Source organism: Candidatus Binataceae bacterium (assembly GCA_035650475.1).
Lineage (GTDB): Bacteria > Desulfobacterota > Binatia > Binatales > Binataceae > JAKAVN01.
Map to the genome: position 1 here is coordinate 271402 of DASRHP010000012.1, position 19473 is coordinate 290874.

A 19473-nucleotide genomic window follows, 5' to 3' on the forward strand; every position below is an offset into this window, starting at 1 on the left:
AACGCGCCGCCAGCCACAGGGGAGACGGAGACGATGGCTATCGATTTCACTTTGAGCGACCAGCAGCGCGAGCTCCAGGCGCAGGCGCGCGCCTTCGCGCGCTCCGTGCTCGGCGGGGTGAGAAGCGCGATCGCGAAGATCGGCGATCCGGGCGAGCGTTTCTACGCGACGCGGCCGTTTTACCGCGAGATGGCGCGCGCCGGCTTCGCCAAATCGCTCATCCCGGCCGAGTACGGCGGGAGCGGGCTTTCCACGCTGGACCTTGCGCTCGCCGCCGAGGAGCTGGCCGCGGTTGACGTCAACGTTCCGACGACTCTGCTCGCGACCGGGCTCGGGCTGCAACCGGTGCTGCGCTACGGCAACGAGGAGCAGCGCCGGCGCTTTTTGCCCGACTTTGTCGAAAACGGCGAGGACCGGCTGGCGGCGTTCGCCTTTACCGAAGTCACTGGCGGCGCCAATTACGACTCGCCCGACCCTTCATCCGGCGTGCGCACCTTTGCCCGGCGCGACGGCGATCAGTGGGTAATCAGCGGGCACAAGCACTACACCACCAACGGCACCGGATGGGACGGCAAGGGCGCGCATCTTTACACCGTGATCTGCCGCACCGACCTCGGCAAGCCGCCGCAGGATTCGCTCGCGGTTATCGCGGTGCCCGGCAACAGCGAGGGCATCCGCATCGAGGGGATGATCGACACGCTCGGCCATCGCGCGGTCAGCTCGCCGCGTATCCGCTTCGACGAGGTGCGCGTGCCGGCGGCGAATATCCTCGGCCGGCCCGGCGACGGCGCCGCGATTATCTCGCGCTCGTTTGCGTGGACCGCGGCGCTGATCGGCGCGGCGTGCACGGGCGTGATGCGCGCGGCGTTCGAGTGCGCGCTCGGCTTTGCGCGAGCCGACAAGCGCTCGGGGCCGGTGCCGGTGATCGAGTATCAGAACGTGGGCTACATGCTGGCCGACCTGAAGATGAGAATAGAGGCGGCGCGCTATCTCACCTGGAAGGCGTGCCATTACTTCGACAGCACCGGCGGCGCCGGCGAGGAGCTTCCGATCATCACCAAGGTCTATTGTTCGGAGCTCGCGGTGCAGGTGGTGTACGACGCGATGCGGCTGGTCGGGATCGACAGCTACACCGACATGCAGCCGCTCGCCGGGCTGATGCAGGACGTGCTGGCGTTCCCGCTGTATGACGGCGGCAACATGGGCGTGCGGCGCCGCCAATTGCACGCGTTGTTCCGCCGTCCGGGGTACGATCCGATGGCGGCGGCCGAGGGGCGTCCGCCGACGCGCTGAGTATCGTCGGGTCTGCCGCGGCTGCCGGCCGTCTCCCGCGCCCGGTTCATCATCGGGAATCCCGGTTCACTGTCTCAGGAATAGGGGTCTTGCCGCGCATCCAGCCCCTGCACGCGGCGAATTCGCAGACGCAAGGTTCGGTTAGCGCGCGCGTTCGGGAGGACGCTGCGGCTCGAGCACGATTTCGGTCGGGCAGGCGCGCGCGGGCGCGCGCACGACCGCCATCATCGCCTCCGCCACGTCCTCCGGGCGGAGCATCAGCGCGCGGTCGAGATGCTTGCTGTGCGGGATGAGAGCGGTGTCCACCAGGCCGGGGATTATCACCGCGACCTTGATGTCGCTGGAACGTAGCTCCGCGAAGGCCGCGCGGCTGAATGCGATCAGGCCGGCCTTTGCCGCCGCATAGATCGCCTCGCCCGCCGGCGCGCGCAGCGCCGCATCCGAGGCGATATTGACGATTGCGCCGCCGCCCGCCCGGGCCATCTGTCCGGCGGCAAGGCGCGCAAGCGCGATCGGCGCGCGCAGGTTGACCGCGAGCATCCGATCCTGCGCCGCGCTCGAAATTTTGCTCAGCGTCGTGCGCGGCGGCGCCCATCCCGCGTTGTTAACCAGCACGTCGAGCCGTCCGAAATGTTCGATCGCCGTGTCGAACAGGGTCTGCGGGGCGTGCTCCTCGGCGAGGTCAATCAGCACGATAAGCGAGCGCGCGGGAGCAAGTCCGGTCAGGCGGCGGGTCTCCTCCAGTTCGTCGCGCGAGCGCGCGGCAATGCACAGCGCAAAGCCCTCGCGCGCGAGCGCAACCGCGACCGCACGGCCGATTCCGCGGCCGGCACCGGTCACAATCGCGATCCGCTGTGGATGCTCCTCAACCGCCATCCGGGTTTGGCAATCTCGTGTGGGGTGCCGCGATCGTTTGCGTAAAGGGCGACCCGATCACGGTTAAACCCGCACGCTTGCGCATCCGCAGCTTGCACCATCGAGGCTGGTTCCACAAACTGATCCAAAGCACGGGGAACCGCCCACGATTGCGGAGGCACGCGGCAGGAGAGGCAGGACGCAGCGATGAATCCACAGGTCTTTCGCGAATACGATATCCGGGGCGTGGTCGAGCGCGACTTCGACGACGCCTTCGTGACCGATCTCGGCCGCGCCTACGCCACCCTGCTCAAACGCGCGGGCAAGAGCACGGTGACTGTGGGCCGCGACTGTCGGCTCTCGTCGGACCGGCTGTTCGCGCTGTTCAGCGAGGGACTGCTGAAAAGCGGAATCAACGTGGTGGATATCGGCGTGGTGCCGACGCCGCTTTTATATTTCTCGGTGGCGCACTGGGGGATGGACGGCGGCGCGATGATCACCGGCAGCCACAACGCCGCCGAGTACAACGGCTTCAAGCTCGGCGTGGGGCCGTCGACGATCTTCGGCGACGAGATCCAGGAAGTCCGGCGGATAATCGAGCGGCGCGATTTCCCCGCCGCCGGCGCGCGCGGCGCGCTCAGCTCGCGCGCGGTGATTCCCGAGTACTGCGACTTCATCAAGCGCAACATCACGCTGCGCCCCGGGCTCAAGGTCGCAGTGGACGGCGGCAACGGATGCGGCGGCGCGGTCGCGGCGCCGCTGATGCGCGAGCTGGGGGTCGAGACGGTCGAGCTGTATATCGAGATGGACGGGCGCTTCCCCAACCATCATCCCGACCCGACCGTCGAGGAGAACATGCGCGACCTGATCGCGGCGGTCAAAAGCTCCGGCGCGCGGCTGGGTATCGCCTACGACGGCGACGCCGACCGGGTCGGCGCGGTGAACGAGCAGGGGCGAATCGTGTGGGGCGACGAGCTGATGGTGGTGTTCTCGCGCGCGATCCTGCGCGAGCGGCCGGGCGCCGCCTTCATCGGCGACGTCAAATGTTCCAATCGCATGTACGACGACATCGCGCGCCACGGCGGCCGCCCGATCATGTGGAAGACCGGCCACTCGCTCATCAAGAGCAAGCTCAAGGAGGAGCACGCCGCGCTCGCAGGCGAGATGAGCGGGCACATGTTCTTCGCCGACCGCTACTACGGCTTCGACGACGCAATTTACGCCTCCTTCCGCCTGCTCGAGATCGTCAGCCGCGAGGGGCGCGGGCTCGCGGAGCTGCTCGCCGACCTGCCCAAGAGCCACTTCACGCCGGAAATCCGGCTCGATTGCCCGGACGACCGCAAGTTCGAGATCGTGCGCAAGGCCGCCGAGTACTTCCGCGGCCGCTACGACGTGATTGATATCGACGGCGCGCGCGTCAACTTCCCCGGCGGATGGGGCCTGGTGCGCGCCTCCAACACCCAGCCGGCGCTGGTGATGCGTTTCGAAGCGCGCGACGAGAAGACACTCGGCGAGATCCGCGCGCTGTTCGAGAGCAAGCTCAAAGAACTGGGCGCGATGTGAGCGCGCGGCGCGCAGCGGCGCTGATCATCGCGGGCGGGCGCGGCACGCGCTTCTGGCCCGAGAGCCGCGCGCGGCGGCCCAAGCCGCTGTTCTCGATCGACGGCCGCGCAACGCTGCTCGGCGAGACTATCGCGCGGCTCAAGCCGCTGATCGAGCGGCGCCAAATTTTCGTGCTGGTCCCCGTGGACCAGCGCGCGCTCTTCCGCAGCGCGCTGCGCGGACTCCTGCCGCCGGCCAATCTGATCGTCGAGCCCGAGGGGCGCGGCACCGCGGTAGCGATCGCTTACGGATGCGCCGTGATCGCCAATCGCTGCGGTGCCGGCGTTGTCGCGGTGATGCCGGCCGACCATTACATCGCCCCCGCCGCCGGCTTTCGGCGCACGCTGGCCGACGCGATCGGACTTGCCGCCGCGCGCCGCGCGGTGGTGGTGATCGGCGTCGCGCCGACGCGGGCCGAGCCCGGCTACGGCTACCAGCAGATCGGCCGGCGCGTCGGGCGTGGCTTCGAAGTCGAACGCTTCGTCGAGAAGCCGCCGCTGGCGCAGGCGCGCCGGATGGTCGCGTCGGGCAGGTTCCTGTGGAACGCCGGGATTTTCGTGATGGACACACGGGCGCTGGAGGCGGAACTCGACGAGCACGCCCCCGCGCTTGCCGGCGCGATGCGCGAGCTGGGCGGCGCCCGGCCGGCGGCCGTCGCGCGCATCTACCGACGGCTTCACTTCGACGCCTTCGACCGCGTGGTCGCCGAGAAGAGCCGCAACGTGCTCACGGTCAAGGCGCGCTTTGGATGGCACGATGTCGGGAGCTGGGAGGGACTGTGGCAGGCGGTGCGCGGGCGCGCCTCCAACGTGCTCAAGGGCGAGGTGCTCGCGCTCGACTCCGAGGGCGTGCTGGCGCGTGCCGACCGGCGCCTGATGGTGCTGCTCGGGGTGAGGGACCTGGTGGCGGTCGATACCGGCGACGCGATCCTGATCGCCGGCCGCCAAAGCTCGCAGGAACTGCGCCGCGTCGTAGACGAACTCGCCCGCCGCGGCCTGCAGCGCTACCTGTAGGCGTGACCTTGTACGGCGGCACGCGCGATCGGCTAGGATCGCCGCGCGCGGCCCGGCACGGCGATCAGCGGGCCGGCGGCGAGGTGAGTACGATGCTCAAAGAGAGGCGGCGAATCGTAACCGCCATCGACGCCGACGGAAAATCGTACGTGGCAAGTGACGGGCCGTCGCCCAACCTCCGCGAGCACGGCGCGGGCGGCGCCGCCGAGCTGTGGGTGACCGACGCCACGCCCGCCGATAACCGGGCGGCGGGTGACCCCGCCACGCGCCCGGCGCGGCTCGAACCGCCCGCCGGCGGCAGCGTGTTCCGCTTCTTCATGGTCGCGCCCGAGAACAGGGCGCTCTCGGCCGAGGCGCAGGAGGCGATCGCGGCGGCGCGCTTTGCCGCGATGGGCGCCTCGCATTGCCGGGTCGATACTTCGCGCCATCCGAGCATGCACACCACACGCACCGTCGATTACATCATCCTGCTCTCAGGGCGGGTGACGCTGCTGCTCGACAAGGGCGAGGTCGATCTCGAGCCGTTCGACGTCGTGATCCAGCGCGGGACCAACCACGGATGGGTCAATCGGGGGACGGAGCCGGCCCTGCTGGCGGCGATCCTGATCGACGCCAGGCCGCTCTGAGAGTGGCGCTAGCGCGATCCGCGCTTTCAGTCGAGCGCCTGCGGATCGCAGCGCAGAACGAGCTCGCGCAAGCCGCCGAGGTTGCGGTCGTCTTCCAGCTCGATTGCGCGCAGGCGCGCGGCGAAGGCGGGATCGACGCGCTCCCATCGGAACACCAACTGGTTCATGTCGCCCAGTAATTCAAGCAGGAGCGCGAGGTCGGCCGACAGCCGCTGCCAGTTGTTCGAGCCTGCGGCGCCAGGCCGACGCGCCGGCTTCGCCCACGCGTGCCGCTCCCCAAGCATCAGGTCCAGCGCACGCGCGTGCCGCAGCTCCTGTTCGGCGATCGCGCGCAGCGCGTCCGCCATCGCAGGGTAGCCGCAGAGCGCGGCGTCGCGCGCGAGGCGCTCGGCGAGCTCGCGATGGCGTCCGGCAAGCTCGGCGAGTTCCCCCAGCAGTTTTTCTTCGGGTGATAGCGCGGAGCGGATTCGATCCAGGATTCCCATCCGCATCAGGCGTCCTCTTTCGCCGAGGGACGATAATACACGGCCCGCGCCCGCGGCGCATCCGTCGGCCTTAATCGCCGCCGGTTTCGGCGGGCCACAGCGCGCGCACCAGGAACGACTCGCGCTTGAAGAAACCACGAGTATGGTACGAGTCGCCCAGCCGGAGCAGCGCATAGTCCAGGTAATGGCCAAGCTCGTGCATCAGCGTGCGCAGGAAGGTCTTGGGCTTGACCACGTCGTGGCGCTGCGCCGTGCGCATCCAGAGCACGATCCGCGGCGGACGGGAGAAGAAGATGCCGTGGAGCTCGCCGCGCGCGTTGCGCGGGCGCACGCCTTTGACCTGCAGCGGCACGCTGCGCACGTGCAGCAGGCGGCATAGCTCGGTGGCGAGGTTCTGCGCCGCGCGCTCGGTCGCCGCGAGCTGGCCAGCTTCGAGCGCCGCCAGCAGGGCGTCGGCCAGTGCGAGCGCGCTGGGGCTGGGCGCAAGCTCGAAGCGGTCGATCGCGTCGCTGCGCAGGTAAACCTGTTGGGCGCGGGGCGAGAGCCGGTAAAACCAGGCCGGCAGCTCGGCCTGCGCGCGGCGCGCGGCCGGCTCCTTCAATGGGCGCTTCGGCTCTCCTATCATCGATCAACCGCCATACAAGAACGCATCGCAGGAGAACGCAAGCCTATGGAACTGAGCGCGATCCCAGTCGCCAAGCCGGCCGACGCCAACGTCATCATCGGCCAGGCCCATTTCATCAAGACCGCCGAGGATCTCTACGAGGCGGTCGTCGCCGCGGTGCCCGGGGTGAAGTTCGGCGTCGCCTTCTGCGAGGCCTCTGGGCCCTGCCTCGTCCGCCACACCGGCACCGACGCCGAGCTGGAGGACGCGGCGGTGCGCGCGGCCGAAGCGATCGGTGCCGGGCACGTTTTCGTGATCATGCTTGGCAACGCGTTCCCGATAAACGTGCTCAACCAGGTCAAGGCGGTCGGCGAGGTGTGCACGATCTTTTGCGCCACCGCCAACGAGCTCCGCGTGATCGTCGCCGACGAGGGCGGCGCGCGCGGTGTGCTCGGTGTGATCGACGGCAGCGCGCCCAAGGGCGTCGAGGGCGAGCGCGAGCAGGAGGAGCGGCGGGCGCTGCTGCGCCGCTTCGGCTACAAGCATTAGGCCGCGGGTTCCCCGCGCCGCCATGTCGCTTTGCCGCGGGCCCGCGGGATATAGTTTAAGCCGCGCAGCTGGTCTGGGTCGGGACCGGCGCGCAAATGACGCGTGATGAGCAGCGCACGCAGGCGGGGCCGGGCAGGCGCGGCGGGTGGATGGCTGCGCCGCACGCTTAGGCGGCTGGGGCCGCGGCGCATCGCGCTCGGCGGGCTCCTGCTGTGCGCCTTCGCCACGGGTTTCTATCTCGCCCAGCTCTACAGCGAAATCTCGGCGCTTATTCGACAACGCGAGGCCGCGCTGACCTCGGCGATCTACTCCGCGCCGCTGGTGATCGAGCGCGGCGACGACGTCGCCAAGCTCCATCTGCTCGACCGCCTCGACCATCTGAGCTACACCCGCGTCGCCAATCCGGCCCGCCCGGGCGAGTACGCGCTGACCCCAGGGCGGATCACGATTTACCTGCGCAGCTTTCGCGAGGGACTGCGCGAGTACCCCGACGAACTGATTCATCTGAGCCTCGATGGCACCGTGGTCGAGCGCGTGGCCGACCCCTTCGGGACCGCGCTTGACGCCGCGGCGCTCGAACCCGAGGTGATCGGCAGGCTGCTGCCGGGGGCGCCCGCCGAGCGCGTCGAGGTGCATCTGGGCGAGCTGCCGCCCTACCTGACGCGCGGTCTGCTCGCGACCGAAGACCGCTACTTCTACTACCATCCCGGCTTCGACCCGATTCGGATGGTGGAGGCGGCGGTCGCGGACCTGCGCTCGCATCGCCTGCGCCAGGGCGCGAGCACGATCACCCAGCAGCTCGCCCGCACCTTCATCGATCGCCACGAGCGCACCTTCGCGCGCAAGCTGCGCGAACTGGCGGTCGCGCTCGTGATCGAGATGCGCCTCAGCAAGGATCAGATCCTCGAGCGGTACATCAACGACGTCCCGATGGGCGAGTACGACGGCACGCCGATCACCGGGATGCCGCTGGCGGCGCGCTACTTCTTCAACAAAGACTTGCACGAGGTAACGCCGGCGGAGGCCGCGACGCTGATCGGGATGATCCAGGCGCCGACGCTCTACGATCCCCGCCGCCATCCCGATGCCGCCCGCGCGCGCCGCGACGTCGTGCTCGCGATCATGCGCCGCGCCGGTGCCATCGACGCCGCGCAGTACGCCGCGGCCAGCGGCGCGCCGATCCAGCTCGCCAGCTCACCCGGTTTGCGCCGCGCGCCCTACTTCACCGACTACGTAATCTCCGAGGTCGAACGCATCCCCGGCTTCGGCGGCAACCTGGCCGGGCTCAAAGTGTACACGACGCTCGACCCCGAGATGGAGCAGGAGGCGCAGGCGGCGGTCGAAGCCAACCTGGCGCGCCTGGAGCGCGCGCATCCGCGGCTGCGCCGCACGCGGCGCGCCGAGCGGCTGCAAGGCTCGCTGCTCGCGCTCGACGTGCGCACGGGCGCGATCCTGGCGATGGTCGGCGGGCGCGACTATGCGTCGAGCCAGTTCAACCGCGCGGTGCAGGCCGAGCGCCAGCCCGGCTCGGCCTTCAAGCCGATCGTCTATCTGAGCGCGCTCGATCCTTTGCGCTCGCCGCTGGGGCAGCCGGTGACGCTGGCCTCGCTGCTGCCCGACCGTCCGATGTCGTTCGGCGGATGGGCGCCGGCCAACTACGAGCGCAACTTTCAGGGCACGGTCACGGTAGTCGAGGCGCTCGCCGAGTCGCTCAACGTGCCGACCGCCTACCTTGGCAGCCTGCTGCACCCGCCGACGATCGTGCGCACGGCGCACGAGATGGGCATCAACGAGGACCTCCCCGCCGTGCTGCCGATCTCGATCGGCGCCGCCGAAACCACCCTCATCGAGCTGACCGGCGCCTACCAGATTTTCGCAAGCGGCGGCGTTTCGCGCCCGCCCTACGCGCTGGAGGCGGTGTACGATGCGCACGATCATCTGATCTACGAGCACAAGGCGCACGCGCTTAGACTCATCGATCCGCCGGTCGCCTACCTGATAACCGGCGCGCTCGAACAGGTGCTGCGATGGGGCACGGGCGCGGGCGCGGCGCGGATGGGGCTGGACTTTCCCGCGGCGGGCAAGACCGGCACCACCGACGACTATCGCGACGCCTACTTCGTCGGCTACACGCCGCGCGTCGTGTGCGGCGCGTGGGTCGGGTTCGATCGCCCGCAGAGCATCGGGATGACCGGCGCGGCGGCAGCGCTGCCCGCGTGGGTCAGCTTCATGAGCGCGGTCACGCCGCGCACCGCTGCGCAGTTCAGGCCGCCGGCGGGGATCACGATGGCGACGATCGATCCGCAAAGCGGCGGGCTGGCGACGGCGAACTGTCCGCGCGCGGTCGCACTGCCGTTTCTGAGCGGTACCGCGCCGACCCAGATGTGCCCGCTGCACGGCGGGGTCGCGCCCGCGCCGACGCTGGTTGCGGGTCCGGGCGCGGCGGCGCCGCCGGGCGCCGCGGGGATGGCAGGGGCGCCCGGAGCCGCGCCGACGCCTGCGACCAACGGTTTGTTAGGTTCGATCGGGAATTTCTTCGGTTCGCTCTTCGGCCACTGAGCGCGGCGCCGGTCGGGCGGCCACCGAATCGCTTCGCGTAGAACGACAGGTAGAGGACCCTCAGATTGCGGCGGCATAAGCGCCTTGTTTTGACGCCGTCCTGAGCGGAGCGAGTCCGCGAGCGGAGTCGAAGGATAGACGCGCAGCGATTTTTGACGAGACGGCCTCACGCCGCCGCGGTGACGTCGAGGCTGAGCCGCGCCTGGGCGCTCTGGCCGGCGCTGGTGTCGGGATCGCTGGGCGGCTGCGCGCGTCCATCGCCGTCGACGGCGCGCACGCGCACCTTGTAATTTCCAGCGCGGCGCGGCGCGAAGCGGTACTTCCACACGCTCCAGATGTAAGCTGAGCGGCTCGGCGTAATTTCAGCGGTGTCCCACGTCGCGCCGTCGTCGGTCGAAACGTCGACCCGATGGACTCCCGACGGCCCCGCCAGCGCCCATCCCACCATCTCCACCGGCGCCGTCACCCTGGCGGCGGGCGCGACCAGGTTGAGCAAGCTGTAGCTGACCTGCGGATAGAAGAAGCCCGAGTTGATCTTGCGCCACGCGCTGTTACTCCATCCGCGCGCCTCCCAATAGCCGACGAACTCGCGATCGACGAATTCGATCTCGGTCAACCATTTGGGCTGCTTCATTCCGTACTTGCCCGGGATGAAGATGCGCAGGGGAAAGCCGTGGTCTGGCGGCAGCGCCTCGCCGTTCATCAGGTGGGGCAGGAAATTCTCCTCGCGCATCAGTTCGTCGAGCGGTATGCCGGTGGCGTAACCGTCGGCGCCGCGCAGCGCCGCGTATCCTGCCTTGCGCGAGGGGCGCGCGCGCTCGAGCAACGGCCTGAGCTTGGGCCCGACCCACAACGCATTGCCGATCGCGGTGCCGTTGGGCGGGTTGCCGATACACTCCAGCGTCAGCGTCTCGCTTATCGGCGGCAGCGACTTGACCGTTGCCAGGTCGAGCTCCAGCGGATTGGCGGCGAGGCCGTGAATCTTCAGCCGCCATCGGTTCGGATCCACGCGCGGCGTGGCCCCGTACGAGGTCACGTAAAAGTCCGCGTTGGGCGTAAGCCCGCCCCATCCGCCAGCCGGCGGCTTGGGCGCCTCGGCGGCGGCAAGCGCGCGCGCGGCGGCGGGCGCTCCGCCGAGCGCGATAGCGGCGCCCGCCAGTTTGACGAATTTCCGGCGATTCATTGTATGCGCACCTCATTGCGCGAGCGCCCCAGCAGTAGCGGGCGCGCGCTCGCGAACGCTCGGCTTGGCGGCGCCGCCGTTCGCTTATATTCAAACCGCGCGCGCGGCGGCGCGGTTCCGCTGCGCTAGACGTCGTCCGAATCGGCTGCGTCGTCTTCGGCCTCGAAGTCATCTTCATCGCTGCCCAAATGCTCGGTCTCAGCCTCATGCGCCGGCACCGACGCCGTCGGTGCCGGGAGCGGCGCGCTCGCCGCGCGCGAAAGCGCGGCGAGCCGGCGGGCGACGATGATGAAGCCCGAGTGCGCGACCATCCGATGCACCGGCCGCACGCTCATCCCCTTGACGTGCCAGTTGCGCAGCAGGGTCTCGAACGACTCGACCTCGCTGAAGCCGCCGTCGGCGTTGAGCGCCTCGACCGTGTCGTGGAGCTGGATCGCGGTCGGCACGTAGCACACCAGCACGCCGCCCGCGCGCAGCGCGCGCGCCGCCACGCCGAGCGCGCGGCGCGGCTCGGCGAGATCGAGGAAGAGCCGATCGACGCCGGTTTCGTCGAAGCCGGCGTAGAGATCGCGCAGTTTAAGCGTCCAGGTGGGCGCCTCGCCATAGAACGTCGCGACGTTGCGCCGCGCGGCGGCGGCGAAGTCCTCGCGCAGCTCGTAGGAGATCACGCGCCCCGCGGGGCCGACCGCGCGCAAAAGCGCGATCGTGAGCGCGCCCGCGCCGACGCCGCCCTCGATCACCGTTGCGCCCGGGAAAACGTCGCCCCACACCAGGAGCGGTCCGGTGTCTTTGGGGTAGATTACCTGGGCGCGGCGCGGCAGGTGCGGGATGAGGTCGGCGTAGGTCGGGCGCAGCACGAGGAAGGTCTCGCCGGAGCTGAACTTCACCCGCGAGCCTTCGTCCTGTCCGATCAGGGCGTCGGCGGCGAGTTCGCCGCGGATGGTGATCCGCGAGCCGGGGCGCAACAGTTTGAGATAGCGCCGCCCCTTGCGATCGATGAAGATGACAGGGTCGTTTTCTTTAAGCCGGGATTCCAAGCGATCAACGCTTAAACGCTCGGCGCGTCCGGCGCAACCGCCGCCCGACGGCGGCGACGGCGGCCGGCGCGTATTGACTGTGCGCTCCGGCGACGTTTACGTTAATAGCCGGGCCCGGCGCGCAGCGTGCGCTGGGCGGGGCACAGTGGGCAAGCCGGGCGCCAGGCGCATATCCGATTCCATCCGCACCGCATAGCGCGGCGGCGCGCTTTTCTCGAAATCCAGACAACCCTAAAGAGAGTCATCGGCCATGGCTGAGAAGAAAGCGAAGACGGCGGAGAAGGGCCGCGACGCGGTCGCCTTCAAACACACCTGCCCGAGTTGCGGCGCAGAGAGCAAGGTGACGATGTTCGCGGGCTACGGGCGGCGCGGATTCTTCCTGGTGTGCGAGAAGAACTGCGGCTATATCGCGCGCACGCGCTAGCCAAGGGGGGAACGATGGCGAGGACCCGCAAGAGCAAGACCACCAAGCGCGACCTCTACCCGAGCTTCGCCGACTCCACCGACGAGGCCGAGGAGGATGCGGATCTTCCCAAGGACGAAGCCGGCCGGCGTAAGATCAAGCGCCAGTACCAGGAATTGCTCGGCATCCGGATCGAGAAGCTCAAGGGGCGGATCCTCAACCGCGAGCGCATCAACAAGACCATCGACGGCATCTACTTCATTTGCTTCAAATGCCTGAAGGTCTGCCACTCCCTCGACGACGGCCTGCTCGAAGATCCCAACAATCAGAACAATCTTTGCGCCAAGTGCGGCAAAGCGCGCAGCGCCGCCGCCTGAGCGCGTGCCCTATGGCCGCTGCATAACGGAAGAGCGCCTCGCACTGGCGGGGCGTGATGGCGCGGCGGGGGCGGCTGTGCTTTTATTAAGCGGATCAAACCGCTAAATGTCGTGCCCGAACGGCGCGGCGCCGATGCGGGGCGCTCGCGCAACCGCCGGCCACCGCGGCTGCGGACCGGCGCGAGCGGAGGCGGAGCGGCCGCCGCAGGAGCCATAGGGGACCGATGTCCTTTCAGCTGATACCTCCCGACGTCAACGTCGATTTCGTCGGCAAGCGCTATTTCTTCGTCGCGCTCTCGACCGCGATCAACATCGCCGCCATCGTGCTGTTATTCACGGTCGGCCTCAACTACGGAGTTGACTTCGTCGGCGGCAGCGTGGTGCAGCTGCAATTCAAGCAGGCCACCGACGGCAGCAAGATCCGCGACGCGCTGCGCCCGCTCGGCCTGGGCGAGGTCACCGTGCAGGACTTCGGCGCCGCCTCGCGCCATCAGTACCTTGTGCGCTTCGAGAAGGTCAAAAACATCGGCAACCTCGGCAAGGCGCTCGAAGCCCAGCTCGACAAGGCCTACGGCACGGGCGAGGCGCAGGTGCTGCGGGTGGAGACGGTCGGCGCCAAGGTTGGGAGGGACTTGCGCCGCGACGGCTTCATGGCGGTGGTCTTCGCCACCATCTTCATGGGCATCTTCATCGCAATCCAGTTCCGCAACGTGAGCTGGAGCTTCGGCGCGGGCGCGGTTATCGCGCTGATCCATGACGTGCTGGTGGTGACCGGCGCGCTGGTCATCTCGCGCCTGGAATTCGACCTCACCACGCTGGCCGCGCTGCTCACGGTCATCGGCTATTCGGTTCACGACACCATCATCGTCTCCGACCGCATCCGCGAAGACGCGGCCAAGCGCCGGCGCGAGCCGATCGCCGAGATCATGAACCGCGCGATCAATGAAACGCTCTCGCGCACCATTCTGACCTCGGGCACCGCGATCGCGGTGCTGATCGCGCTGCTCGCCCTGGGCGGGCCGATCCTGCGTCCGCCCGCCTTCACCCTGCTCGTCGGCTTCATCACCGGCACCTATTCGTCGATCTACATCGCGGGCCCGGTGGTGCTGTTCTGGGAGGGCAAGGGCAGCGCCAAAGGCAAGGGCGCAATCACGCGCGCCGCGTGAAATTCATCCCCGGGCCTTCGCCTCGCCCGCCAATGCTCGCCGGCGTTTCGTGAGCATCGAGTTCAATACCGCGCGCGGCCGCTGCCGCCTGACGCTTGCCGCGGCGCCCAAGCGCGACGGCGAGCAAACCACGCTGATGCTGGCCTACGAACGCGCCGACGGCCTGGAGCGCGTCGGCTTCGTGTGTGAAATAGCCGAGGGGTTGGCGCGCGCAGACGAGCCGGCGGACAGCGAGACGTTGCTCCGCAGCCTCGGGCCTTGGTTCGCGCGCGAATTCGAACAGGTGCGCGAGGCCGCGCTCAAATCGATCCGCACCGAGCGCCGCCCGCTCGTCGTGCGCTTCGACCGCGAGCATCCGGGGCCGTTCAGCCGATCGGAAGGAGGGCGTGACGATGGCGATTGAGACGAGGCCCGCACGCGAGTCGGATATCCCGGAGATTGCCCGGCTGGTCGCGGCGATCGCGGCTTATCATGAGTCGATCGATCCCCGGGCGCGCTTCGACTGGGAGGAGATCCGCCAGGCTCCGGCGTGGCTTAAGACTGTGCTTGCCCGCGACCATCATGCGATCTGGGTCGCCGACATCGGCGACGGCCGGCTGGTCGGCTATCTGTGGGTGCGACTGAATCGCGATCATCAGGGCTACCTCCCGCGCGTGCGCGGCTACGTCAACCACGCCTACCTCGATGAGAACTGGCGCGGCAGGGGGCTGATGAAGCCGATGCTGGAGGCGGCGTACGACTGGTTCCTCTCCAAGGAGGTCACCGTGGTCACCCTGACCGTGCTCCATCGCAACTGGCTCGGCTCATCGGCGTGGTACAAGCTCGGCTACGAGGACTGGCAACACGAGCGGCGAATCGAGCTCAAGCCGCGTTCGCGATAGGGCCCCGCGGCGGGGCATTTGCAGGGCGGCCTAACCTGTCGGTAAGTTTGTGAGCGAGCCGGCGTCCTGCGCTTATATCGGCGCGCAGAGGCGTGCGGCCGAGCTTATACCAGGTTTGACAGTCAGGAACTTAGGACCTATACTCGACCCTGTAAGTCCACAATCTGGTTTCCCGTTGGGAGACGGGAGTAATTTGCACCACGAGCGCGAAGGTTTGGGAGCGATGGTCAAGCTGCCGATATACATGGACAATCACGCGACCACCCCGGTCGATCCGCGGGTGCTCGACGCGATGCTGCCGTATTTTCGCGAGAAGTTCGGCAACGCCGCCAGCCGCAACCACAGCTTCGGCTGGGAGGCCGAAGAAGCGGTGGACAAGGCGCGCGGCCAGGTTGCGGCCCTGATCAATGCCAAGCCCAAGGAGATCATCTTCACCAGCGGCGCCACCGAGTCAGACAACGAGGCGATCAAGGGCGTCGTCGAGTTCTACAAGGACAAGGGCTCCCACGTAATCACCTGCGTTACGGAGCACAAGGCGGTGCTCGACAGCTGCCGCGCACTGGAGCGCGCGGGCAAGGCCACGGTCACCTATCTGCCGGTGGACAAGTACGGGATGGTCGATCCCGACGCGGTGCGCAGAGCGATCACCGACAAGACCGTGCTGATCACGGTCATGTACGCCAATAACGAGATCGGCACGATCCATCCGGTCGCCGAGATCGGCCGTATCGCCAAGGAGCGGGGCATCATCTTCCACTGTGACGCGGTCCAGGCGGTGGGCAAGATCCCGGTCGATGTCGAGCGCGATGGCATCGATCTGCTGTCGATCTCCGCGCACAAGATCTACGGACCCAAAGGCGTCGGCGCGCTCTACGTGCGCTCCAAGGGGCCGCGCGTGAGGCTTACCCCGATAATCGACGGCGGCGGGCACGAGCGCGGGATGCGCTCGGGCACGCTCAACGTGCCGGGGATCGTCGGCCTGGGCGCGGCGTGCGAAATTGCCGGCGCCGAGATGGCGGAGGAGGCTGTGCGCGTGGGCGAGCTGCGCGACAAGCTCCAGGCGGGGCTGTTCGAGCGGCTCGACGAGATTTACCTCAACGGCCATCCCACCGAGCGTCTGCCGGGCAATCTCAACGTCAGCTTCGCCTACGTCGAGGGCGAGTCGCTGCTGATGGGAGTCAACGACGTCGCGGTCAGCTCGGGTTCGGCCTGCACCTCGGCGACGCTGGAGCCGTCGTACGTGATCCGCGCGCTAGGAATCAACGAAGAGCTGGCGCACAGCTCGATCCGTTTCGGGTTGGGCCGCTTCAACACGGAAGAGGAGATCGACTACGCCACCGAGCGGGTCGCGCGCGAGGTCAAGCGGCTGCGCGAGATGTCGCCGCTGTACGAGATGGCGCGCGAGGGAATCGACCTGAAATCCGTCAACTGGCGGGCACAATAGCTCGGGCGCAGGAGCAAGCCATGGCTTATTCGAACAAGGTTCTCGACCACTACAACAACCCGCGCAATGTCGGGAGCTTCGCCAAGGACGAGCCCAACGTCGGCACCGGCATCGTCGGCGCTCCCGAGTGCGGCGACGTGATGAAGCTCCAACTGAAGATCAGCGAGGAGGGCGTGATCGAGGACGCCCGCTTCAAGACCTTCGGCTGCGGCAGCGCGATCGCCAGCTCCAGCTACGTCACCGAGCTGGTCAAGGGCAAGCGCATCGAGGAAGCGATGGCGATCAAGAACACCGCCATCGTCAAGGAGCTCAACCTGCCGCCGGTGAAGATTCACTGTTCGGTGCTGGCCGAGGATGCTATAAAGGCCGCGATCTCCGACTGGCGCAAGCGCAAGGGCGCGGAGCCGGCGGTGCCGGCCAAGAGCGTCGAGGGTTGAGGCGGGGGAGCGGACGGGGTTTGCGCGTGCGATGATCTCGCTCTCGGAAAACGCGGTCGCCAAGATCAAGCAACTCGTTGCCGACAAGCCCGGGATGGGGCTGCGGGTCAAGGTGGTGGGCGGCGGATGCTCGGGGTTGCAGTACCGGATGGAGCTGGACGGGGCCAAGGAGCGCGACAAGGTTTTCGAGCGCGACGGCGCGCAGTTGATCGTGGACAAAAAGAGCTTCTTGTACCTCAACGGCTCCGAACTCGATTACGCCGAGGAGCTGATGTCTTCGGGCTTCCGGGTGGTTAACCCCAACGCCAAGCGGACGTGCGGATGTGGCGAGTCGTTCGTCGTATGAGCGAGCCCGGGTGGGAGTCAAGGCGCAGTAATGGTGCAGTGCCCGTCATGCGCGCGGCGATGCGAGCCGCGCTTGACCTGCCCCGCTTGCGGGGCCCCGCTCGGCGTTGAGCTCGACTGCTTCGCCGCGCTCGGCCTGCCGCGCAAGCTCACCCTCGATCCGCACGCGCTCGAACGGATCTATCACGAGGCGGGTCGGCAGATTCATCCCGACCGCTTCGCCGCCGCGCCACCGGCACTGCGCCGGGCGAGCCTCAACAGCACGGCGCTGCTCACGCGCAGCTATCGCACGCTACGCGATCCGGTCGCGCGCGGGCGCTATTGGCTGGAGCTGATGGGCGAGAAGTTGGCGGAGAACAACAAGCAGGTGCCGTTGGATTTGGCCGAACTGGTGTTCGAAGTACAGGAGCAGCTCGGTGAGCTGCGCGAGAAAACCAACGGTGTCGGCGCGCGAGTCGCCGTTTCGGTCAGGGAACGGCGCGCCGAACTGGGGGAATCGCTGCGAAGGGCGCGGGCGGAGCTGGAGCGCAACTTCGCGCGCTGGGATGGAGGAGAGGGAGAGCGGGGGGACTTGGTCCGGGAGCTTAAGGACATTCTGTCGAGGATCGCTTATCTGACAACACTTACCCGCGACGTCGACCGCGCGCTGGAAAGCGCCGCGCCGGCCGCCCACTGAGTCACCCCAACAGAGCACCCGATATGCCGCCGTCGGCGGCGGCACAAAGCGCACAGAGCGGAACAATGTCCCGCATTTTCGGTATCGACCTCGGAACCACCAACAGCCTCATCGCGGTTATGGAGGCTGAGCGCCCGCGGATTATCGCCGACCCGCAATCGGGCAACCCGCTGCTCCCGTCGGTGGTCGCGCTGGCCCCCACGGGCGAGGTCTTCGTGGGCGAACGCGCGATCGAGATGGAGGCGCACCTCGGCGAAGAGCGCGATGGCCGGATCCACGCCGTCGGCTTCGGCGCCGGCGGAGCCGGCGCGGTGATCCGTTCGGTCAAGCGCTACATGGGGCTGGGCGGCGACGAGGTGGCCGCCGAGGACCGCCATCGCTACAGCTTCGCCGACTTCTCCGGACCTGTGGTGCGCTTCCGCGTCGGCGCGCGCACCTTCACGCCCTCGCAGATTTCGGCGGAGATCCTGCGCGCGCTCAAGGCGCGCGCCGAGGCCGCGCTCGGCGAGACGGTCGAGCGCGTCGTGATCACGGTCCCCGCCTACTTTAACGACGGCCAGCGCCAGGCCACCAAGGACGCCGGGCGGCTCGCCGGACTGGAGGTCGTGCGCCTGGTCAACGAACCCACCGCCGCCTCGCTGGCCTACGGGCTCCAGGCGAAGGCCGAGGGCAAGGTCGCGGTTTACGACCTCGGCGGCGGCACTTTCGACATTTCGATTCTCAACATCAAGGGCGGCATCTTCGAAGTGCTCGCGACCAATGGCGACACCCATCTGGGCGGCGACGACTTCGACCGCATCCTGCTGGAGCTGCTGCTCGAAGAGCTGCCGGCCGAGATGCGGACCGACCGCCACGTGTGGAACAGTGCGCGGCTCGCAGCCGAGGCGGCCAAGCGCCGGCTAAGCGACGAGCAGCGCATCGAGATCATGCTGCGACTGCCCGGTCGTGAAATCCGCAAATCGCTGAGCCGTGCCGAATTCGAGCGGATGGCGACGGGTCTGGTGGAGCGCACGCTTGAGCGCTGCCGGATGGCGCTCGACGACGCCAAGCTGCGGCCCGCTGAGATCGACGCCGTGGTGCTGGTCGGCGGCGCGACGCGCGCGCCGATGGTGCGCCGGCAAGTGGCGGAGCTGTTCGGGTGCGAGCCGCTGTGCTCGCTTGACCCCGAACTGGTGGTGGCGATGGGCGCGGCGGTGCAGGCGGGCGTGCTGATGGGCGCGCGCGGCGACATGCTGCTGCTCGACGTGGTGCCGCTCTCGCTGGGGATCGAGACGATGGGGGGCGTAATGGAGCGGCTCATCCATCGCAACACCACCATCCCGACCAGCGTCACCGAAATGTTCACCACCGCGGTGGACGATCAGACACACGTCGATATCCACGTGCTCCAGGGCGAGCGCGAGCTGGCGCAGGACTGCCGTTCGCTGGCGCGCTTCAAGCTCGGCCCGATCGCACCGCAGCCAGCCGGTGTCCCGCGCATCGAGGTCAGCTTCCTCATCGACGCTAACGGGATCCTCAACGTCACCGCGCGCGACCAGCGCACTGGGCGCGAGCACTCGGTTGACGTAAAGCCGAGCTACGGGCTGACCGACGAGGAGATCGAGCGGATGCTCGAGGAGTCCATCGACCTTGGAGAGCAGGACTTGGAGCGCCGGATGCTGATCGCGGCGCGCAACGATGCCCGTCAGTTGCTGACCGCGCTGCGCAAGCAGCTCAGCGAGTACGGCTTTCTGATCGAGGCCCAGGAGCGGGCGAGCGTGGAGGAGACGGCGGTTCGGCTGGAGGCGGCCGTAGATGGCACGGATCGTGCTTTACTGGTTGGCCTGGTTGACGAGCTCAACCGGCTGACGACGCCGTTTGCCGAGCGAATCATGGATCATGCGATCCGTGAAGCGCTCGAGAAGAAATCGGTGGAGGAGGTGTCTTAGCCTCGCAAAG

The 19473-nt window shown here is 68.1% G+C and carries 21 protein-coding genes; 16 read left to right on the plus strand and 5 right to left on the minus strand.

All coding sequences use genetic code 11. The features are described 5' to 3' along the window. Positions 1-33 precede the first annotated feature (33 nt). Positions 34-1293, plus strand: a complete 1260-nt coding sequence (locus VFB33_12815) for an acyl-CoA dehydrogenase family protein (GenBank protein HZO82567.1) — start codon at positions 34-36, stop codon at positions 1291-1293. A gap of 141 nt (positions 1294-1434) precedes the next feature. Here the strand turns inward: VFB33_12815 and VFB33_12820 are convergent, their stop codons facing one another. Continuing rightward, on the minus strand, positions 1435-2169 hold the full coding sequence (locus tag VFB33_12820) for an SDR family oxidoreductase (GenBank protein HZO82568.1): 735 nt from the start codon (positions 2167-2169) through the stop codon (positions 1435-1437). Between the two features lie 186 nt (positions 2170-2355). Between VFB33_12820 and VFB33_12825 the strand changes: the two genes are divergently transcribed. The 3 genes from VFB33_12825 to VFB33_12835 all read left to right on the plus strand — a co-directional run bounded on the left by VFB33_12825 (position 2356) and on the right by VFB33_12835 (position 5389). Beyond that, positions 2356-3711: a phosphomannomutase/phosphoglucomutase gene (locus tag VFB33_12825; protein HZO82569.1), complete on the plus strand. Its 1356-nt coding sequence runs from the start codon at positions 2356-2358 to the stop codon at positions 3709-3711. Then, positions 3708-4763, plus strand: coding sequence for a sugar phosphate nucleotidyltransferase (locus VFB33_12830; protein HZO82570.1), 1056 nt, complete (start codon positions 3708-3710; stop codon positions 4761-4763). The genes VFB33_12825 and VFB33_12830 overlap by 4 nt, the downstream gene beginning before the upstream one ends. 92 nt (positions 4764-4855) lie before the next feature. Next, entirely contained in the window at positions 4856-5389 is a 534-nt protein-coding gene (locus VFB33_12835; GenBank protein HZO82571.1) for a cupin domain-containing protein, read from the plus strand. A 26-nt stretch (positions 5390-5415) separates the two neighbouring features. Here the strand turns inward: VFB33_12835 and VFB33_12840 are convergent, their stop codons facing one another. After that, positions 5416-5880: a hypothetical protein gene (locus VFB33_12840; protein ID HZO82572.1), complete on the minus strand. Its 465-nt coding sequence runs from the start codon at positions 5878-5880 to the stop codon at positions 5416-5418. A 64-nt stretch (positions 5881-5944) separates the two neighbouring features. Further along, positions 5945-6499, minus strand: a complete 555-nt coding sequence (locus VFB33_12845) for a hypothetical protein (protein HZO82573.1) — start codon at positions 6497-6499, stop codon at positions 5945-5947. A gap of 45 nt (positions 6500-6544) precedes the next feature. Here VFB33_12845 and VFB33_12850 point away from each other — a divergent pair, with 45 nt between their 5' ends. Together VFB33_12850 and VFB33_12855 are read left to right on the plus strand one after the other, a co-directional pair. Continuing rightward, complete coding sequence (locus tag VFB33_12850) at positions 6545-7027, plus strand: adenosine-specific kinase (GenBank protein ID HZO82574.1); 483 nt, start codon at positions 6545-6547, stop codon at positions 7025-7027. Positions 7028-7132: 105 nt separating this feature from the next. Further along, complete coding sequence (locus VFB33_12855) at positions 7133-9586, plus strand: transglycosylase domain-containing protein (protein ID HZO82575.1); 2454 nt, start codon at positions 7133-7135, stop codon at positions 9584-9586. 166 nt (positions 9587-9752) lie between these two features. On the opposite strand, the gene VFB33_12860 is transcribed toward VFB33_12855, so the two are convergent. Together VFB33_12860 and VFB33_12865 are read right to left on the minus strand one after the other, a co-directional pair. Beyond that, positions 9753-10769: a molybdopterin-dependent oxidoreductase gene (locus VFB33_12860; GenBank protein HZO82576.1), complete on the minus strand. Its 1017-nt coding sequence runs from the start codon at positions 10767-10769 to the stop codon at positions 9753-9755. A 125-nt stretch (positions 10770-10894) separates the two neighbouring features. Beyond that, positions 10895-11806: a tRNA (adenine-N1)-methyltransferase gene (locus VFB33_12865; protein ID HZO82577.1), complete on the minus strand. Its 912-nt coding sequence runs from the start codon at positions 11804-11806 to the stop codon at positions 10895-10897. A gap of 250 nt (positions 11807-12056) precedes the next feature. Between VFB33_12865 and VFB33_12870 the strand changes: the two genes are divergently transcribed. The 10 genes from VFB33_12870 to hscA all read left to right on the plus strand — a co-directional run bounded on the left by VFB33_12870 (position 12057) and on the right by hscA (position 19463). Next, the gene (locus VFB33_12870; GenBank protein ID HZO82578.1) at positions 12057-12230 is read left to right on the plus strand and encodes a hypothetical protein; all 174 of its coding nucleotides are present in this window, start codon (positions 12057-12059) and stop codon (positions 12228-12230) included. 14 nt (positions 12231-12244) lie between these two features. Then, complete coding sequence (locus tag VFB33_12875; GenBank protein ID HZO82579.1) at positions 12245-12586, plus strand: hypothetical protein; 342 nt, start codon at positions 12245-12247, stop codon at positions 12584-12586. A gap of 224 nt (positions 12587-12810) precedes the next feature. Beyond that, on the plus strand, positions 12811-13752 hold the full coding sequence (gene secF / locus VFB33_12880) for a protein translocase subunit SecF (protein HZO82580.1): 942 nt from the start codon (positions 12811-12813) through the stop codon (positions 13750-13752). 49 nt (positions 13753-13801) lie between these two features. Continuing rightward, positions 13802-14155, plus strand: coding sequence for a hypothetical protein (locus tag VFB33_12885; GenBank protein ID HZO82581.1), 354 nt, complete (start codon positions 13802-13804; stop codon positions 14153-14155). Then, the gene (locus VFB33_12890) at positions 14145-14633 is read left to right on the plus strand and encodes a GNAT family N-acetyltransferase (protein ID HZO82582.1); all 489 of its coding nucleotides are present in this window, start codon (positions 14145-14147) and stop codon (positions 14631-14633) included. Before VFB33_12885 ends, VFB33_12890 begins: the two co-directional genes overlap by 11 nt. 223 nt (positions 14634-14856) lie before the next feature. Then, positions 14857-16077 carry an IscS subfamily cysteine desulfurase gene (locus tag VFB33_12895; protein HZO82583.1) on the plus strand — a complete coding sequence of 407 codons (1221 nt, stop codon included), beginning with the start codon at positions 14857-14859 and terminating at the stop codon, positions 16075-16077. A gap of 20 nt (positions 16078-16097) precedes the next feature. After that, positions 16098-16514 carry a Fe-S cluster assembly scaffold IscU gene (gene iscU, locus VFB33_12900; GenBank protein HZO82584.1) on the plus strand — a complete coding sequence of 139 codons (417 nt, stop codon included), beginning with the start codon at positions 16098-16100 and terminating at the stop codon, positions 16512-16514. Positions 16515-16545: 31 nt separating this feature from the next. Then, a complete protein-coding gene (locus VFB33_12905; GenBank protein ID HZO82585.1) occupies positions 16546-16860 on the plus strand; it encodes an iron-sulfur cluster assembly accessory protein in 315 nt (104 codons plus the stop codon). A gap of 72 nt (positions 16861-16932) precedes the next feature. After that, positions 16933-17535, plus strand: a complete 603-nt coding sequence (locus tag VFB33_12910) for a hypothetical protein (protein ID HZO82586.1) — start codon at positions 16933-16935, stop codon at positions 17533-17535. 23 nt (positions 17536-17558) lie between these two features. Beyond that, positions 17559-19463, plus strand: coding sequence for a Fe-S protein assembly chaperone HscA (hscA, locus tag VFB33_12915; GenBank protein ID HZO82587.1), 1905 nt, complete (start codon positions 17559-17561; stop codon positions 19461-19463). Positions 19464-19473: the final 10 nt, after the last annotated feature.

Excerpts from the sequence above, each read along its gene's own strand:
- VFB33_12815 (HZO82567.1), top strand. The coding sequence starts at position 34 with ATGGCTATCGATTTCACTTTGAGCGACCAGCAGCGCGAGCTCCAGGCG.
- VFB33_12820 (HZO82568.1), bottom strand. The coding sequence starts at position 2,169 with ATGGCGGTTGAGGAGCATCCACAGCGGATCGCGATTGTGACCGGTGCC.
- VFB33_12825 (HZO82569.1), top strand. The coding sequence starts at position 2,356 with ATGAATCCACAGGTCTTTCGCGAATACGATATCCGGGGCGTGGTCGAG.
- VFB33_12835 (HZO82571.1), top strand. The coding sequence starts at position 4,856 with ATGCTCAAAGAGAGGCGGCGAATCGTAACCGCCATCGACGCCGACGGA.
- VFB33_12840 (HZO82572.1), bottom strand. The coding sequence starts at position 5,880 with ATGCGGATGGGAATCCTGGATCGAATCCGCTCCGCGCTATCACCCGAA.
- VFB33_12845 (HZO82573.1), bottom strand. The coding sequence starts at position 6,499 with ATGATAGGAGAGCCGAAGCGCCCATTGAAGGAGCCGGCCGCGCGCCGC.
- VFB33_12850 (HZO82574.1), top strand. The coding sequence starts at position 6,545 with ATGGAACTGAGCGCGATCCCAGTCGCCAAGCCGGCCGACGCCAACGTC.
- VFB33_12855 (HZO82575.1), top strand. The coding sequence starts at position 7,133 with ATGAGCAGCGCACGCAGGCGGGGCCGGGCAGGCGCGGCGGGTGGATGG.
- VFB33_12860 (HZO82576.1), bottom strand. The coding sequence starts at position 10,769 with ATGAATCGCCGGAAATTCGTCAAACTGGCGGGCGCCGCTATCGCGCTC.
- VFB33_12870 (HZO82578.1), top strand. The coding sequence starts at position 12,057 with ATGGCTGAGAAGAAAGCGAAGACGGCGGAGAAGGGCCGCGACGCGGTC.
- VFB33_12875 (HZO82579.1), top strand. The coding sequence starts at position 12,245 with ATGGCGAGGACCCGCAAGAGCAAGACCACCAAGCGCGACCTCTACCCG.
- secF (HZO82580.1), top strand. The coding sequence starts at position 12,811 with ATGTCCTTTCAGCTGATACCTCCCGACGTCAACGTCGATTTCGTCGGC.
- VFB33_12890 (HZO82582.1), top strand. The coding sequence starts at position 14,145 with ATGGCGATTGAGACGAGGCCCGCACGCGAGTCGGATATCCCGGAGATT.
- VFB33_12895 (HZO82583.1), top strand. The coding sequence starts at position 14,857 with ATGGTCAAGCTGCCGATATACATGGACAATCACGCGACCACCCCGGTC.
- iscU (HZO82584.1), top strand. The coding sequence starts at position 16,098 with ATGGCTTATTCGAACAAGGTTCTCGACCACTACAACAACCCGCGCAAT.
- VFB33_12905 (HZO82585.1), top strand. The coding sequence starts at position 16,546 with ATGATCTCGCTCTCGGAAAACGCGGTCGCCAAGATCAAGCAACTCGTT.
- hscA (HZO82587.1), top strand. The coding sequence starts at position 17,559 with ATGCCGCCGTCGGCGGCGGCACAAAGCGCACAGAGCGGAACAATGTCC.